A 15581-nucleotide genomic window follows, 5' to 3' on the forward strand; every position below is an offset into this window, starting at 1 on the left:
CGATCAGCAATCGTGACCGATCACGGGCGCGCCTTGATCTCGAACTGTCGCTTCGACACCGTGTACGCAAAACTGCGATGAGCCGTTTTCATCCTCGGCATGGCCTTGGTTAGTTTTTCCTGTGGTATGATGTTTCCGGTGCGGGCTGAAGTCGACAAGACTATGCATGTCTAAGATCGGCAACGCTTGTGTCCGGAGTTCAGGCTACGCGTGAACGTACCCGATGGGTGCGCGAGGGACATCTCGGGCGCAGCCGAGCGACACGAAGCTGACCTTGGGCGCAGCCGTCTGATCCATATCTGAACTGCCTGATTTGACCGGCCTGAGCTAGTCCCAATTGCCCATAATTACAACCCTTTGCAGGGCGTACCGGCATGCTATGGATGAATCACCCGCCGCGAGTGAGCCATGAGCGCCGAACAGTCGCCCAAAATCGTGATCGTCGACGAAAGCCCGATCCGGGCCGCGATCCTGGAGGAGGGATTGCGGGAGGCCGGATTCACGCAAGTGGTCCATATCAGCGAGATGCAGAGCCTGCTCGCCCGCATTTATGCGGTCGATCCTGACATCATCCTGATCGACCTGGAGAACCCCAGCCGCGACGTGCTGGAAGCGATGTTCCAGGTCAGCCGTGCCGTGAAGCGGCCGATCGCCATGTTCGTGGACCAGAGCGATTCAGCCTCGATCCAGGCCTCGGTCGAGGCGGGGGTGTCCGCCTATATCGTCGACGGCCTGAAGAAGGAGCGCATCAAGCCAATTCTCGACCTCTGCGTGTCCCGCTTCAACGCCTTCGCCAAGCTCCAGGAGGAGCTGGAGCGGACCAAGTCGCAGCTCGAGGACCGCAAGATCATCGAACGCGCCAAGGGCATTCTGATGAAGGTGAAGGGCCTGACCGAGGACGAGGCCTATGTGCTGCTGCGCTCCACGGCGATGCGCGAGAAGAAGAAAATCGGCGAGATCGCACAGTCGATCATCACCGCGTCGGAGATGCTGAAATGACCGTTCCCCTCCGCATCGGGTTCATTCCGCTGGTCGATGCCGCCGCCCTGATCGTCGCCGTCGACAAGGGATTTGCCGCCGCCGAAGGGCTCGACGTCGAGCTGGTGCGCGAGGTCTCCTGGTCCAACGTCCGCGACAAGCTCAATATCGGCCTGTTCGACGCCGCGCATCTCCTGGCGCCCGTGGCGATTGCCTCTTCGCTCGGACTCGGTCACGTCAAGGTGCCGATCGCAGCGCCGTTCAATCTCGGCATCAACGGCAATGCCATCACGGTGTCGCCGGCGCTCCATGCCGCGCTGATGGAGGAGATCGACGGCGATCGGTTTGACCCGATGGCGACCGCGAAGGCGCTGGCGAAGGTCGTTGCCATCAGGCGCAAGGCAGGGGCCGAGCCGCTGACCTTCGGCATGACCTTCCCGTTCTCCACCCACAATTATCAATTGCGGTTCTGGATGGCCGCGGCGGGCGTCGATCCCGACGAGGACGTGCGCCTCGTAGTGCTGCCGCCGCCCTTCATGGTCGACAGCCTCAAGAACGGCCATGTCGATGCGTTCTGCGTCGGCGCGCCATGGAATTCGGTCGCGGTCGATCTCGGCATCGGGCATATCCTGCATTTCGTCTCCGACATCCTGGTCCGTGCGGCGGAGAAGGTGCTGGCGGTCCGCCAGACCTGGGCCGACAAGAATCCGGACGTGGTTGCAGCACTGGTGCGCGCGGCCGTGAAAGCCGCCGAGTTCATCGAGCATCCCGAGAACCGCACGGAGGCGGCGCAGATCCTGGCCCAGCCGGAGCGGATCGGCGTCGATGCCGAGGTCATTCAGCGCACCCTCACCGGACGCCTCAAGATCTCGCCCGACGGTACCTTCCGTGAAAGCGGTCGCTACCTCCTCGTTGGGCGCGAAGGGGCAGGGCGCCCCGATCCGGTCCAGGCCGCCTGGCTCTATGCCCAGATGGTGCGCTGGGGGCAGACGGCCCTGACCCCGGACGGCGTCAACACGGCAATGGCGGTGTTCAGGCCCGACCTTTACGACGCAGCCCTTGGCAACAGGGCGCCCATTGAAGCTCCAGCGGCGTTCGGCGCCTTTGCCGGGCCCGTCTTCGATCCCGACAACATCCGGGGGCATCTCGAGGCCTTCGAGGTCGGGCGCTGGAAGGCCTGATTCGGATCTGCTTCGTTTTCGAGCACGTAGGTTCGTTGGCTAATGTTTGGGCTGACTGCTTGAATTTCGGGAGAGCTCTCGGATCAGTATTTTCCCGGGCGTATCCTAATCTTCTGATATTAAAAGGCTTTTTATTTCGACCCAGCTGGCACGCAACTTGAATGTTGCACTGCGGCCAGCTTGTCATAGGTGCCTGCTGAGCCAAGTCCCACAGCAACGAAGCTGAATGGACCGTCGGGTTGCGAAGCGGGCTCTTGAGCCGGCCGAGTTTCCCGCGGGTCGCACAATTTCCGTCGAAGCCACCTTGGTGGCCGCAGGAGCTTCGTTACCGACCATGAAAATCGAAACGCTCTCAGTCGACTTCACCGACGAGCAGAAACGCTATCTCGAAGGCTTCACGACCGGCTTGCAGATCAGCCGGGTGGGCCGCGGTCTCGGCGCGGGTGCCGGCAAGGCGAATGTCGAGCCGACCGGTCCCGACGCCGTGCACATCAAGGCGCAGGACAAGGTCATCGCGTCCGGCAAGAAGCTCGCCGACCAGGAGAAGTTCAAGCGCGACGAGCATCCCTTCGATGCCTATCCGCGGCTGCGCCAGCAGGCGCTCGACAACGCTCCGCCGAGCCCGGCTGACAATTTCCGCTGGCGCTATTACGGCATCTTCTACGTCGCGCCGACGCAGGACTCCTACATGTGCCGCCTGCGTATTCCGAACGGCATCATGAAGCACTGGCAGCTGTCGGGCCTTGCCGATCTCGCCGACGAGCTCTGCGGCCCGTACAGTCATGTCACGACGCGCGCCAACCTCCAGCTTCGCGAGATTCCACCGAAGAACGCGGTGAAGCTGATCGAGGGCATCCAGGACCTCGGCCTGTGCTCGCGCGGCTCCGGCGCCGACAACATCCGCAACGTGACGGGAACGCCGACGGCCGGCATCGATCCGCAGGAGCTGATCGACACGCGGCCCTATGCGCGCGAGTGGCACTACCATATCCTCAACGACCGCTCGCTCTACGGCCTGCCGCGCAAGTTCAACGTCGCCTTCGACGGCGCCGGCAGGGTCGCGGTGCTCGAGGAGACCAACGACATCGCCTTCACCGCATACGAGGTGAAGGACGGGTTCGGCGTCGAGCCCGGCGTCTGGTTCCGCCTCGGTCTCGGCGGCATTACCGGCCACAAGGACTTTGCAAAATATTCCGGCATCATCGTCAAGCCGGAGCAGGCGACGGCCGTCGCCGACGCCATCGTGCGCGTGTTCATCGACCATGGCGACCGCACCAACCGCAACAAGGCGCGGCTGAAATATGTGCTCGACGCCATGGGCCATGACGGCTTTCTCAAGCTCGTTGAAGAGCGGCTGAAGACGCCGTTCACGCGCGTGCCGGAAGAGGCGTTCGCGCCGCGGCCCGCCGCGGATCGCATGGCGCATGTCGGCGTGCACAAGCAGAAGCAGGATGGCCTCAACTGGATCGGCGTGTCGCTGACGCTCGGCAAGCTCAGCTCCGATCAGATGCGCGGCCTCGCCAAGGTCGCGCGGGATCTCGGTGACGGCGAGATCCGCCTCACGGTCTGGCAGAACCTGCTGATATCAGGCGTGCGCGACGAGAATGTCGAGCTTGCCATCACGGCGATCAAGCAGATCGGGCTCGCCGTGGAGGCCTCCTACATCCGCGCCGGCCTGATCGCCTGCACCGGCAATGCCGGCTGCCGCTTCGCCGCGGCGAACACCAAGCGCCATGCCGCCGAGATCGGCGACTGGTGCGAGCCGCGCGTCGCGATGGACAAGCCGGTCAACATCCACGTCACCGGCTGCCATCATTCCTGCGCGCAGCATTACATCAGCGATATCGGCTTGATCGGTGCGCGTGTGCCGGTCGGCGAGGAAGACACGGTCGAAGGCTATCACCTCTTCACCGGCGGCGGGTTCGGTCCTGACGCCGATGTCGGCCAGGAGGTCTATCACGACCTCAAGGCCGAGGACGCGCCGAAGACGGTCGAAGCACTGCTCAAGGCCTACATCGCCCATCGCTCCTCTCCCGAAGAAACGTTCCTGTCCTTTGCGCGCCGCCATGACGGCGAAACGCTGCGCAAGCTTGCCGATGCACAGGTGTCCGCATGAACCAGATCACCCCTCCGCCCAAGCTCGACATCATCCCACCCAGCGCGCCGTTCTCCGACGCGCAGCGCTCCTGGCTGAACGGCTTCTTCGCCGGGCTGCTGTCGCCTGACGTCGCGACACCATTGTCGGCGGAGCAGGGCGCGGCCGTCATGCAAGCCGGTGACGGCGACGACGGCGAGGCGCCGTGGCACGACCAGACCATGCCGATCGCCGAGCGGATGAAGCTCGCCGAGGGACGACCCCTGCGCCGCAAGATGATGGCGGCGATGGCGCAGCAGGACTGCGGCCAGTGCGGCTACAATTGCCACGATTATTCGGAGGCGATCGCGAGCCGCAGCGAAGCACGGCTCAACCTCTGCGTTCCCGGCGGCAAGGAAACCGCGCGGATGCTGAAGTCGCTGTACGAAGAGCTCGACAAGGCCCCAGTGGCCAAATCGGCCGACAAGCCGGACGCGGCGGCGCCGGCCGTCACCGTGACGATCGCAGAGCCAGGCCGCTCGCGCGACAACCCTGTGACCGCAACCTTCCTGTCGCGCCGTCTTCTCAACAAGGGAAAGTCGGAGAAGGAGACCTATCACGTCGAGTTCGATCTCTCCGAGAGCAAACTCGACTACGTCGTCGGCGATTCCTTCGGCGTGTTCGCACGCAACGATGTCGGCCTCGTCGACCAGATCATCGCGCTGCTCGGCGCTTCCCACACGACCAAGGTCAACGGCAAGACGCTGCGCGAGGTGCTGATCGACGACGTCTCGCTGTCGCCGGCACCCGACACGCTGTTCGAACTGATCTCGTTCATCACCGGCGGCGCGGCGCGCGAGAAGGCGCGGGCGCTGGCACAGGGCGAGGATCCCGACGGCGATGCCGCCACCCTCGACGTGATGGCGGCGCTCCAGAAGTTTTCCGGCATGCGGCCGCATCCCGAGGCCTTCGTCGAGGCGCTGGAGCCGCTGCAACCGCGGCTCTACTCGATCTCGTCCTCGCACAATGCGACGCCCGGAAAGCTGTCGCTGACGGTGGACTCCGTGCGCTACGTCATCGGCAAGCGCAAGCGGCTCGGCGTCGCCTCGACCTTCCTCGGCGAGCGCATCAATGAGGGCGACAAGCTCAAGGTCTACGTGCAGAAGGCGCATGGTTTCGGCCTGCCGCAGGACCCGAAGACGCCTGTTATCATGATCGGTCCCGGCACCGGGATCGCGCCGTTCCGCGCCTTCCTCCTCGACCGCAAGGCGACCGGTGCGCCCGGCAAGAACTGGCTGTTCTTCGGCCATCAGCGCAGCGATTGCGACTTCTTCTACCAGGACGAGCTCAACGCGATGAAGACATCGGGCGTACTCACGCGCCTGTCGCTCGCCTGGTCGCGCGACGGCGAGAAGAAGTTTTACGTGCAGGACCGCATGCGCGAGGTCGGCCGCGAATTGTGGACCTGGCTTGCCGACGGCGCGCATTTCTACATCTGCGGCGACGCCAAGCGCATGGCCAAGGACGTCGAGCGTGCGTTGGTCGACATCGTCGCCCAGTTCGGTGCGCGCTCGACCGACGAAGCCGTCAGTTTCGTCGCCGAGCTGAAGAAGACCGGCCGCTTCCAGGCGGATGTGTACTGACCGCTGCCGCTGACTGTTATCCGAGCCGGTTCCGACTGGCTCGGATTTGAACGAATAAGATTCTCGGAACCGGGGCCCTAAGAGAATTTACATCTGCAAGACGGCCGCCTCGGAGGAGGCGCATCGCTATTTGCGCCACCATCTTGCCTCCCGCCCTGGTTGATCCCTCATACTCCCGCAAATGGGGCGTTGGAGATCGAACATGCGCGAACTATCGGCGGAAGCCAGACTGCACTTCTACGCGCGCTCGCTCTCGCGGCAGACCCGGGCGAACGCCCATCATCTGGCGCTCTACAGCGCATTTGCGGTCATCGCGGCGATCGTGTTCGGCACGCTCTCGGTGCATCCGTTTTAGAGTTCTCGTAGGGTGGGCAAAGGCGCGCTCTTCGCGTGCCGTGCCCACCATCTCTCAATATATTCGGTTTGGTGGGCACGCTTCGCTTTGCACACCCTACGGCGCCTGTCGTACCTCACCCGCGCTTGAACGGCGCGACCTCGATCCCCGCATCCTTCAGCGCCTGACGCACACCACGCGCGATGTCGACTGCGCCCGGCGTGTCGCCGTGGATGCACACGGTATCCGTGCGCATCTTGATCACCTTGCCGGTCACTGACACCACCGCGCCGTCCTGCACCATGCGCACCACCCGGTCGGCGATCGCCTTGGCATCGTGCAGCACCGCGCCGGGCTTCTTGCGCGAGACGAGGTTGCCGTCGTCCTCATAGGCGCGGTCGGCGAAGACCTCGTGCACCATCGGCAGATTGGCCACTTCGCCGGCCTTCACCAGCTTCGAATTGGCGAGCACGACGAAGATCAGGCTGGGATCGACCGCCTTGATGCCGGCGGCGATCGCCTTCGCGGTCATGTCGTCCTCGCAGGCGACATTGGAGAGCGCACCATGCGCCTTCACATGCGTCACCTTGATGCCGGCGGCGGTCGCGATCGCCTGCAGCGCGCCGATCTGGTAGGCGACGAGATTCTCGATCTCGGAGGCCTTCAGGCCCGCGATCGGATGGCGGCCGAAGCCGTGCAGGTCGCGGTAGCCGGGATGCGCGCCGACCGAGACGCCGCGGGCCTTCGCCAGCTCGACCGTCCGCCGCATGATGTCGGGATCGCCGGCATGGAAGCCGCAGGCGACGTTGACCGAGCTTGCGAGCTCGATCATGGCGGCGTCGTTGCCCATCTCCCACGCGCCAAAACCTTCGCCGAGGTCGCAATTGAGATCGACTGTCTTCATGGGTGCTCTCCGCCTCTGGTCTTCGTTGTGGCTTACGGCTCGGCCGTGACCTGCCAGGTCCCGGCATCGACGGCGCTGACCGCATAGCCCGCCACGTTAGCATCGCTGAGCGCCGCGATGTTGAGCGCGACGGTGTCAGAGGAGCGCAGGCGATCGGGCAGGCTGCGGATCAACTGGGCAAACCTGCGCGCCTCGTCCTGCGCTTCGGCCATGCTGACGGCCTTGAAGCGAAATGCGGTTCCCGCCGAGGTCTGGGCAAGGCGGCCGACGTCGGCCGTAATCACGGTTGCGATCTTCGGATAGCCGCCGGAGGTGCCGCGATCCATCATCAGCGCGATCGGCGCGCCGTTGCCGGGCACCTGGATGCTGCCGTTGACGGTGCCGTCGGAGACGATGTTGTGGCCGTGCAGATGCTTGATCGGGGGCCCTTCGAGCCGGTAGCCCATGCGGTCGGAGGTTGCCGAGATCTTCCACTCGCTGTTCAGGAACAGCGCCTTGTTGGCCTCGTCGAACTCGTCATCCTGCGGACCCAGCAGGACCCGGATCGGACCTGTCGCTGGCTTCGGCAATTCGATGCGTAGCTCCGGCGCGCCGCTCGCGGCATCGACGATGAATTCGTCGCCGGCCTGAAGCGGGCGCGGGTAGGGGCTGCCGAGACCGGCGCGGGCATTCACCGCAAGACTGCCGAACACCGGCTCGCCCTTGATCGCGCCCTCGATCGCGAGATAGGTGAAGGCGCCGCCGCGGGCAAAGCCGAGCGTCAGCGTCTCGCCGTCCCTCAGCGTCACCGATGTGTCCATCGCGACCGGGCTTCCGGCGACGTCCGCATTGCGCGGCGCGCCTGATATCGCGACGCGGACGGCGCCGTCGCGGGCAGTGAAGGAAGCGCCGAACGGGCCGATCTCCACAGCCGCCGCGAACGGCTCGTTGCCGACCAGGATGTTCGCTGCCGCAAGCGACAAGCGGTCCATCGCCCCGCTGACCGTCAAGCCATAGCGCTGCGCGCCAAGGCGGCCGCCATCCTGGACGGAGCTCGCAGGCCCGATGCTGGCGACGACGAGCCGGCTCATGCGGCCACCTGCTCGGCGATGATCTCGCCGGCTTCCGCGGCGCGGTCCAGTTCCGCGAACGTCTTGTGGTCGATGGCGAAGAACGTCACGCGATCGCCGGGCTCGGTGAGGAAGGTCGGATTGCGGTGGAGCTGATAGGTTCGCACCGGCGTGCGGCCGAGCAGATGCCAGCCGCTCGGCGCGGCGAGGCACTGGATCCCGGCCTGGATGCCGCCGATCGAGATCGTGCCCGCCGGCGTCAGCAGCCGCGGATTCTGCCGCCGCGACATGTGCAGGGACTTGTCGAGGCCGCTGAGATAGGACCAGCCCGGCGTGAAGCCGATCATGGCGACCTTGTAGTCGCCGCCCGCATGCCGGGCGATGATGTCGTCGGGCGTGGTGTTGAGCGCCTTCGCGACATCCTCGAGGTCGATGCCATGCTCGCCGCCATAGGCGACGGGAATGCGCCAGCGGCGCGCCTTGGTGACCGGCGGCAGCGGCCGGGTGGCGATCGGGAGGATCTTTTCGCCGAGCGCGTCGAAACCGATCTTTTCGGGGTCGTAGTGAACCAGCAACGAGCGATAGGTCGGCACGGTCTCGGTGATGCCGTCGATGGGGCTTGCTGCGAGCGCCTTGTCGAGAGCCAGCACGCGCTGGTTGGCGTCCTCGTCGATGGTGCGGCTGAACTCGACCGTGACGGCGCTGTCGCCGCTGGGCAGAAGGCGGGGCGGGGGAAGCGTCGCGGCCATTGAGCTGTCGAAGAGCTGTCGAAATCGGACTTTTGGAAGCGTGCGGGCTCGACGTTGAGTTCCGCGTCACCCCTGCTTCGCGTAAATGCGCCCGCAAGTCCAATAAATTAATGCAAGGGGAGCCGATAAAGCCTTGTTATCGCGTCGCATAACAGCTCAGCGGCCCTGCGTTATTGGGACCCTCTTGGCCCTTGACGCAAGGGCTGCGGCTCGCAAGATGCGCGCGTTCTTTCCCGCCTATCCGGAGCTCGTTCTCGTCCATGTCGCTGTCCCCCGAAGCCCGCAAGACCCTCGCCGGCATCACCACCGCCACGATCACCACGGTCCTGCTGAAAAAGGGGCTGCGCAATGTGTGGATGCGCGGCGCCCGTCCGCTCCGCCCGGGCCTGCCGCGCCTGGTGGGACCGGCCTTCACGCTACGCTTCGTGCCGGCGCGTGAGGATCTGGCGACGCCCGAATCCTGGTCGTCGCCGATCTCGACCCGCACCGCGATCGAGGCGATGCCGGAAGGATGCATCGCCGTGGTCGATGCCATGGGCATCACCGATGCCGGCATCTTCGGCGACATCCTGTGCGCCCGCATGGTCAAGCGCGGCGTCACCGCGCTGGTCACCGATGGCGTCGTGCGTGACGTCGAGGGCGTGCTCGGCACCAATCTTCCGGTATGGTGCGACGGCTATGCCGCGCCGCCTTCCGTTGCGGGCCTCACCTTCGTCGGCTGGGGCGAGCCGATCGGCTGCGGCGGCGTTGCCGTTTTCCCGAACGACATCGTCGTCGCCGACCAGGACGGCTGCGTGCTGATCCCGCAGGCGATGCTTGATCATGTCCTCGCCGAGGGCGTCGAGCAGGAGCGGATGGAGGCCTGGATCGTCAACGAGGTGAACAACGGCGCGGCGCTGCCGGGCCTCTACCCCATGAATGCCGAAACCAAGGCGCGCTACGCCGCGAGCAAGAAGTAACCGGGAAGAAGAGAGGTCATTTCGATGGAGATCACTGTTGCAGGCACGCGGCCGACCCGCCACGCGCCCAAGGAACACTTCACCGGCACTGTCTTGCAGGACCCCGTGATCATGGCGCCCGCGCCGGCACGGCTGAACTGCTCGCGCGTGTCGTTCGAGCCGGGCGCACGCACCAACTGGCATCATCATCCGCTCGGGCAGACGCTTTACGTCATTTCCGGCGTCGGCCGCATCCAGTCCAAGGGCGGGCCGATCCGCGAGATCCGTCCTGGTGACACTGTCTGGATTCCGCCGGGTGAACTGCACTGGCACGGGGCATCGCCGACCAACGCCATGTGCCACATCGCCATGCAGGAAGCGCTCGACGGCGTCTACTCGACCTGGCTCGAGCCGGTCACCGACGCAGAGTACGGGGCCGCGGTCGGTTAACGCGCCGTGTCTCGGACAAGACGCGTCGCCCTGAGGCGCCGCTGCTTGTCCGGGACACCGCAACTTACATCCGCTCCGCCGTCCACGACCCAGTGCACATCGCGCCGCGCCAGGTGCCGGAGCCCGAGCTGCCGCTGAGCCGGCCGAAGCCGACGGCGCGCTTGACGCCGGTGCTCAAGGTGACGTTGATGCTACCGGCATCGGCAACGCGACCGGACGCGTTCACCGCGGCGCTGCTCGAGGCGATCTGACCGTTGTTGATGCCGATTGCGACGGTTGCGCCGCTGCCGCAGGTTTCGCTCGACGACGAGATGCGGACATTCCATGTGCCGTCGAAAGTGCTTGTCGCAGCATCAGCCTGCGTGAGCGGGAAGGCGATGGCGACGAGGGAAGCGAGGAGACCTTTGCGAAAGCCGTTCATGACACGTCCCTGTGGGTGACCATGCGGGGATCGTGGCACGGGCGTGGAACCGGCGATGTGAGGGCTGTCACGCGCGCAAGCGGCTCTGTGAGCCGGCGCACGCTGCTCAAGAGTCATTCCGGGCGGCTCATTGAGCCGACTATGGTGCGCAATTGCGCACCTGAGAATCTCGAGCTTCCGGGTTCACGCTTCGCGTGCCCCGGAATGACTCGGTATTGGAGAGTGCAAAAAACTCAGTTCACGCGTGTCCAGGTCTGGCCGCCGCAGAACATGCCGCCGAAGGCGCAGCCCTGCACGCGCAGCCGGTCGGTGCCTTTCATCGCAATCGTGGAATCGTAGGTCGAGCCGGAGTTCGGATCGAGGATGCGGCCGGACCATTTCTGGTCCTTGCCGGGCTTCATGTTGATCAGGACCTGCTCGCCGTTCTGGTTCGATTTGCTGTCGACCGAATAGCCGCAGAGATTGCTGCCGCATTGCTCGATGCGGACCTTGCCTTCCCTCTCCTCGGTCAGCCAGACGCCGAGCGGTGAATTGAGATCGCGCGTGGGCGCCGCTGCAGGAGCGGGCGGCGCGACGGCAGCCGCCTGGACTGGGGCGGTTGCCGGGGGCGGAGCGGGCGGAGGCGGCGCCGGAGGGACCGCAGCCACGGCTGGGGCCGGCGGTGGTGTCACGGCGGGAGCTGCCTGCTGCGTGGCCGGTGCAGGCGGCGGCAGCACAGCGGTCTCGGCCGGCGCATTGCTGGCGGTTGCCGCCGGAGGCGGCGGTGCTGCAGCGGGTGCAGCAGCAGCGGGTGCAGCAGGCACAGGTGCCTGCGCAGCCGCAGGCGGCGGGGCGATGGGAGCGGGGGCGGGAGCTGGCGCGGCCGGCGTTTGGGGCTCGACCGTGGCCTGCTGCGGCGCTTGTTGGCCCGGGGTCGTCTCGTTCTTCTTGGCCTTCTTGGGCTTGCTCTGGCCGGTGTTGTCGTAGACGCCGGGGATCTGCACCGTGCCGCGGTCCGGATCGATGCGGATGGTGCGCCCGCCATATTCGAACGTGTACTGCGCCTGCGCGGCGGTGCTCGCCAAAAGGAATGCGGCCGTGGCCAACAGCTTCCTCATTTCCGTCTCCTGAACAGGTGGTCCCCGGACCGACGCTTACGCGCCGGCTCGCTCGCAAAAAGTGATCTAGATCACTGTCGTTGGTATGAGTCGTCTTCCGGTGGTTCCGGGTTCAATAGGCCCGGAGCCGGTCCAAAGTTTGGCCAAGGCAGCGACAGGAGGACGCGGCAAGAACGCCCAGCCGAACCAGGCGGCGTAGACAATTTGTAGCTGCCGTCTTCCATGGAAATATGCAGCCATTGGTCGACGAAGGCTTTCAGTGCCATGTCGCGCTGGAGCCAATCAATCTTGACGCCGAGCGTCTTGCCGAGGGACTGCGCCATGTCACCAGCAACGCCTCGGCCAAAGCCGTCCAGAACTGAACGATCATCTCTTTTCCACCCATGCCCGAGCTGTCATTGTGCAGCCCTTGGGCGGTGGATTTGGACCAGATGCCACTCGGTGATGCGGCAGAATTGAAGGGAATCCTTGAGGTGACGATCTCGATGTACGAGGCCTCAGTCGGCCTCTTCGTGCCCTATTTGCGCAACCTGTCTGCGCTGCTCGACAAGGGCGTCGCTGATGCGGAGGCCCGCAAGTTCAATCCGACGGTTCTGCTCGGCATGCGCCTTGCGCCGAACATGTACGATCTGGCGCAGCAGGTCGGCGAAGCCTGCCGTCACGCGGTGGTCGCGCCGGCCTTGCTGGCGCAGTGCGAGCCGGTGGCGCTGCCGGCCCTCGAGCACGACATGGCCGGGCTTCAGGCGCGCATCGCAACGTCCATCGAGTTCATCGAAAGCCTTCCGCGCGCGGAGATCGATGCGGCTGCGGAACGGAACGTCTTCTTCAGGTTGAAGAACGGGACCGAGCTGCCCTTTACCGGGCGGACGCTGCTGCTGACGTTCAGCGTCCCGCAGTTCTTCTTTCACGTCACCACGGCCTACGACCTGTTGCGGCACGCCGGCGTCGAGCTGGTGAAGAAGGATTATCTCGGGCGGCGGTAGAGCTTACGCTTCGCCCTTGCGCTCGTAGTCGGCGAGCGAGCTTCGGCCGGCGATCTCGCTGCGCAGCTCTTCGAAGCGACGATGTGACTCGTCTTCCCGCTCGTCAACGAAGCGCACGGCGGCCTCGCTCGTCATCGGACCGCTGACCACGGGGGCGGATTGCTCGCCGATGGTCTCATGGACGTAGAACTGGTCGTCGTCGCCGCGATGGACCGTCCATTTGAGGCGGATCGCGACCATCGGACCGGGGCCAACCTTGCTGTAGCCATCCGCATCGATGTGCTCCGGCACCAGCGGCTGCTCGTCGATCATCGGATGCTCTTCGACAGCATGATGCTCTTCGACGGACGGCTGCTCACCGACGACGACGATCTCGGTCTCCCGGATGGTCTCGGTCTCGCGAACGACGAGGACGGGCTCGGGGTGCTCCAGGATGCTGGCGATGGTCGCGAGCGCGTGGTCGGTCGGGTCGATCTCTGACAAGGGTTCATCCTCCAGCTCGACGCGGCCGGCCAATCTGTCCCACTGCCGCCGCGGCAGGCCTTATTACGCGCGTTTGATTAAGGCTGAGTTGGGGCTCGATCTGCACCAAAATGGGACGCTTTCTGGCGGCCCGAAGGCGGGCGCATCCGGCGCCCGCCCCGGGGTTTGCCTCAGCCCAGCACGTCCTGGTTGATCACGTTCTGCCTGATCGGATCGCCGTCGAGCACACTCAGGATGTTGCGCGCGGTCTGCTCGCTCATGCGCTGGACAGCCTCGACCGTCACGCCCGCGACATGCGGGGCGACGATGACGTTGGGCAGCGCGAACAGCGCGTTGCTGACCGGCGGCGGCTCCACCTCGAACACGTCGATGCCGGCGCCGGCGAGCTTGCCGGAGACCAGGGCGTCGTACAGCGCAGCCTCCTTCACGATGCCGCCGCGCGCGGTGTTGATGAGGTAGGATTTCGGCTTCATCCGGCCGATCCGCGCCGCGTCGAACAGGCCGACGGTTTCCGGCGTCTTCGGACAGTGGATCGTGACGAAATCGGCGTTTGGCAGCGCGGCGTCGAGGTCAGGCACCGGCTCGCATCCGGCCGCCTTGATCTCGGCGGCTCCCTTGAAGGGATCGTAGACCTGCACCGTCATTTCCATCGCCAGGCAGCGCTTGGCGGTGCGACTGCCGATGCGGCCGAAGCCGATGATCAGCACGGTCTTGCCGTAGAGATCGAACGGCAGCATGCCGAGCCGGTCGGCCCATTTGCCGTCCCTGACACAGGCGTGCATCTCCTGCGCGCGCTTGGCCAGCGTCAGCATCATGAACAGCGCCGCTTCCGCGACCGAGGGCGAGTTCGCACTGCCGGCGACCATCAACGGCACCTTGCGGCGGGAGAGGGCGGGCACGTCGACGGCGTCGTAGCCGACGCCGATGCGGGTCACCACCTTCATGTCCCTGGCTGCTTCGAGCTCGGTCTCGCCGAAGGCGGTGGCGCCGAGGGCCACGCCGTGGACGGGGGCATGGCTCTTCAACAAGGCCTCGAAGTCCTTCGCCGAGATCAGGTTCGCAAACTCGACGAGCTCGATATCGTCCCGCTGGGTGAGGAGGGCGCGTGCCCCTTGCGACAAAGTTTGTGTAACGAATATCTTCTTCTTGTTGGTCGCCATCGCTCCCCTGCCTGCCTCGCGTTTCTTAAGCCGGCGTCACAACACGACGCCGGTTTCTTCATTTAGCAGGTGCATGTTGTTGAGGTCCATCGCCAGGCGCATGGGTGCCCCGTCCTTGGCGCCGGCATTGGGATTGACGCGGCCGCAGACCGGCGTGCCCTCGAGCCCGAAATAGACCAGCGTCTCCATTCCCATCGGCTCGGTGACGTCGAGCACGGTGTCGAAGGTCTCGACGCCGGGCTCCAGATGCGCATGCGACTCGGTGAGATGCTCGGGCCGGAGGCCCAGCAGCAGCTTGTCGGTGCGCGGCAGCGCGTTGTAACGTGCGGCGCGGGCCGGCGGCAGCGGGAAAGCGATGCGGTCGGTGAGGCGGATCTGGAGCGTGCCGCCGACATCCTCGAGCCGGCACGGAATGAAGTTCATCGCCGGCGAGCCGATGAAGCCCGCGACGAAGCGCGTCGCCGGCTTGTGGTAGAGCTCGTTCGGCGTGCCGATCTGCTCGATCCGGCCCTTGTTCATCACCACCACGCGATCGGCCAGCGTCATCGCCTCGACCTGGTCGTGGGTGACGTAGACCGTGGTGGTGCGCACCTTCTGGTGCACCTTCTTGATCTCGATCCGCATCTGCACGCGCAGCTTGGCGTCGAGATTGGACAGCGGCTCGTCGAACAGGAACACCTTCGGATTGCGCACGATGGCCCGCCCCATCGCGACGCGCTGGCGCTGGCCGCCGGAGAGCTGCTTCGGCTTGCGGTCGATCAGGTCGGTGATGTCGAGGAGGCGCGCGGCTTCCGTCACCCGCGCCTTGATCTCGGCCTTGGGATAGTGCTTCAGACGCAGCCCGAACGACATGTTCTCGGCGACCGTCATGTGCGGATAGAGCGCATAGTTCTGGAACACCATCGCGATGTCGCGGTCCTTCGGCGGCACGTCGTTGACGACGTCGCCGCCGATCATGATGTCGCCGTCGCTGATGTCCTCGAGGCCTGCGATCATGCGCAGCGTCGTCGACTTGCCGCAGCCGGACGGGCCGACCAGCACGATGAACTCGTGGTCGGCGATGTCGAGATCGATGCCGCGCACGGCTTCGACATCGTCGTAACGCTTGACTACCTTCCGCAAAGCAACTTCAGCCAT

Annotated in this window: 16 protein-coding genes and 1 pseudogene; 8 read left to right on the forward strand and 9 right to left on the reverse strand. The window is 65.3% G+C overall.

The genetic code is table 11. The annotated features are described in order from the left end of the window. Positions 1-408: 408 nt before the first annotated feature. The 5 genes from ACM42_RS26800 (at position 409) to ACM42_RS26820 (ending at position 6231) form a co-directional block, all read left to right on the forward strand. The gene (locus tag ACM42_RS26800) at positions 409-999 is read left to right on the forward strand and encodes an ANTAR domain-containing response regulator (protein WP_124158279.1); all 591 of its coding nucleotides are present in this window, start codon (positions 409-411) and stop codon (positions 997-999) included. Further along, positions 996-2159: a CmpA/NrtA family ABC transporter substrate-binding protein gene (locus ACM42_RS26805; RefSeq protein ID WP_271530679.1), complete on the forward strand. Its 1164-nt coding sequence runs from the start codon at positions 996-998 to the stop codon at positions 2157-2159. Before ACM42_RS26800 ends, ACM42_RS26805 begins: the two co-directional genes overlap by 4 nt. A 334-nt stretch (positions 2160-2493) precedes the next feature. Next, a complete protein-coding gene (locus ACM42_RS26810; RefSeq protein ID WP_271530680.1) occupies positions 2494-4275 on the forward strand; it encodes a NirA family protein in 1782 nt (593 codons plus the stop codon). Beyond that, entirely contained in the window at positions 4272-5876 is a 1605-nt protein-coding gene (locus ACM42_RS26815; RefSeq protein WP_271530681.1) for a sulfite reductase subunit alpha, read from the forward strand. The genes ACM42_RS26810 and ACM42_RS26815 overlap by 4 nt, the downstream gene beginning before the upstream one ends. A 202-nt stretch (positions 5877-6078) precedes the next feature. Then, positions 6079-6231, forward strand: coding sequence for a hypothetical protein (locus ACM42_RS26820; protein ID WP_035677849.1), 153 nt, complete (start codon positions 6079-6081; stop codon positions 6229-6231). A gap of 115 nt (positions 6232-6346) precedes the next feature. Here ACM42_RS26820 and ACM42_RS26825 read toward each other — a convergent pair whose 3' ends face one another. From ACM42_RS26825 to pxpB, 3 genes are read right to left on the reverse strand one after another with little or no spacing between them, the layout of a single operon-like run. Then, positions 6347-7114, reverse strand: coding sequence for a LamB/YcsF family protein (locus tag ACM42_RS26825; protein WP_271530682.1), 768 nt, complete (start codon positions 7112-7114; stop codon positions 6347-6349). Positions 7115-7146: 32 nt separating this feature from the next. Then, complete coding sequence (locus ACM42_RS26830) at positions 7147-8184, reverse strand: biotin-dependent carboxyltransferase family protein (RefSeq protein ID WP_271530683.1); 1038 nt, start codon at positions 8182-8184, stop codon at positions 7147-7149. Beyond that, the gene (pxpB, locus tag ACM42_RS26835; RefSeq protein ID WP_271530684.1) at positions 8181-8912 is read right to left on the reverse strand and encodes a 5-oxoprolinase subunit PxpB; all 732 of its coding nucleotides are present in this window, start codon (positions 8910-8912) and stop codon (positions 8181-8183) included. Before pxpB ends, ACM42_RS26830 begins: the two co-directional genes overlap by 4 nt. 260 nt (positions 8913-9172) lie before the next feature. Between pxpB and ACM42_RS26840 the strand changes: the two genes are divergently transcribed. Both ACM42_RS26840 and ACM42_RS26845 read left to right on the forward strand, forming a co-directional pair. Then, positions 9173-9871 (forward strand): ribonuclease activity regulator RraA, encoded by a 699-nt coding sequence (locus tag ACM42_RS26840; protein ID WP_024341888.1) that lies wholly within the window; start codon positions 9173-9175, stop codon positions 9869-9871. Between the two features lie 24 nt (positions 9872-9895). After that, the gene (locus ACM42_RS26845) at positions 9896-10300 is read left to right on the forward strand and encodes a (R)-mandelonitrile lyase (RefSeq protein WP_197966305.1); all 405 of its coding nucleotides are present in this window, start codon (positions 9896-9898) and stop codon (positions 10298-10300) included. A gap of 64 nt (positions 10301-10364) precedes the next feature. Here ACM42_RS26845 and ACM42_RS26850 read toward each other — a convergent pair whose 3' ends face one another. The 3 genes and pseudogenes from ACM42_RS26850 to ACM42_RS26860 all read right to left on the reverse strand — a co-directional run. Beyond that, entirely contained in the window at positions 10365-10721 is a 357-nt protein-coding gene (locus tag ACM42_RS26850) for a hypothetical protein (RefSeq protein ID WP_271530688.1), read from the reverse strand. Between the two features lie 233 nt (positions 10722-10954). Continuing rightward, on the reverse strand, positions 10955-11818 hold the full coding sequence (locus tag ACM42_RS26855; protein WP_271530689.1) for a DUF2147 domain-containing protein: 864 nt from the start codon (positions 11816-11818) through the stop codon (positions 10955-10957). Between the two features lie 183 nt (positions 11819-12001). After that, positions 12002-12108, reverse strand: a pseudogene (locus tag ACM42_RS26860) (transporter substrate-binding domain-containing protein); the annotation flags it as partial. A gap of 195 nt (positions 12109-12303) precedes the next feature. On the opposite strand from ACM42_RS26860, the gene ACM42_RS26865 reads away from it, so the two are divergent. Then, positions 12304-12801, forward strand: a complete 498-nt coding sequence (locus ACM42_RS26865; RefSeq protein ID WP_271530743.1) for a DUF1993 domain-containing protein — start codon at positions 12304-12306, stop codon at positions 12799-12801. A 3-nt stretch (positions 12802-12804) separates the two neighbouring features. Here the strand turns inward: ACM42_RS26865 and ACM42_RS26870 are convergent, their stop codons facing one another. The 3 genes from ACM42_RS26870 to ACM42_RS26880 all read right to left on the reverse strand — a co-directional run bounded on the left by ACM42_RS26870 (position 12805) and on the right by ACM42_RS26880 (position 15581). Beyond that, complete coding sequence (locus tag ACM42_RS26870; protein WP_271530690.1) at positions 12805-13284, reverse strand: hypothetical protein; 480 nt, start codon at positions 13282-13284, stop codon at positions 12805-12807. Positions 13285-13454: 170 nt separating this feature from the next. Next, positions 13455-14444: a hydroxyacid dehydrogenase gene (locus tag ACM42_RS26875; protein WP_271530691.1), complete on the reverse strand. Its 990-nt coding sequence runs from the start codon at positions 14442-14444 to the stop codon at positions 13455-13457. 36 nt (positions 14445-14480) lie between these two features. Next, complete coding sequence (locus tag ACM42_RS26880; RefSeq protein WP_271530692.1) at positions 14481-15581, reverse strand: ABC transporter ATP-binding protein; 1101 nt, start codon at positions 15579-15581, stop codon at positions 14481-14483.

The organism is Bradyrhizobium sp. CCBAU 25338, from assembly GCF_028128965.1.
Lineage (GTDB): Bacteria > Pseudomonadota > Alphaproteobacteria > Rhizobiales > Xanthobacteraceae > Bradyrhizobium > Bradyrhizobium liaoningense.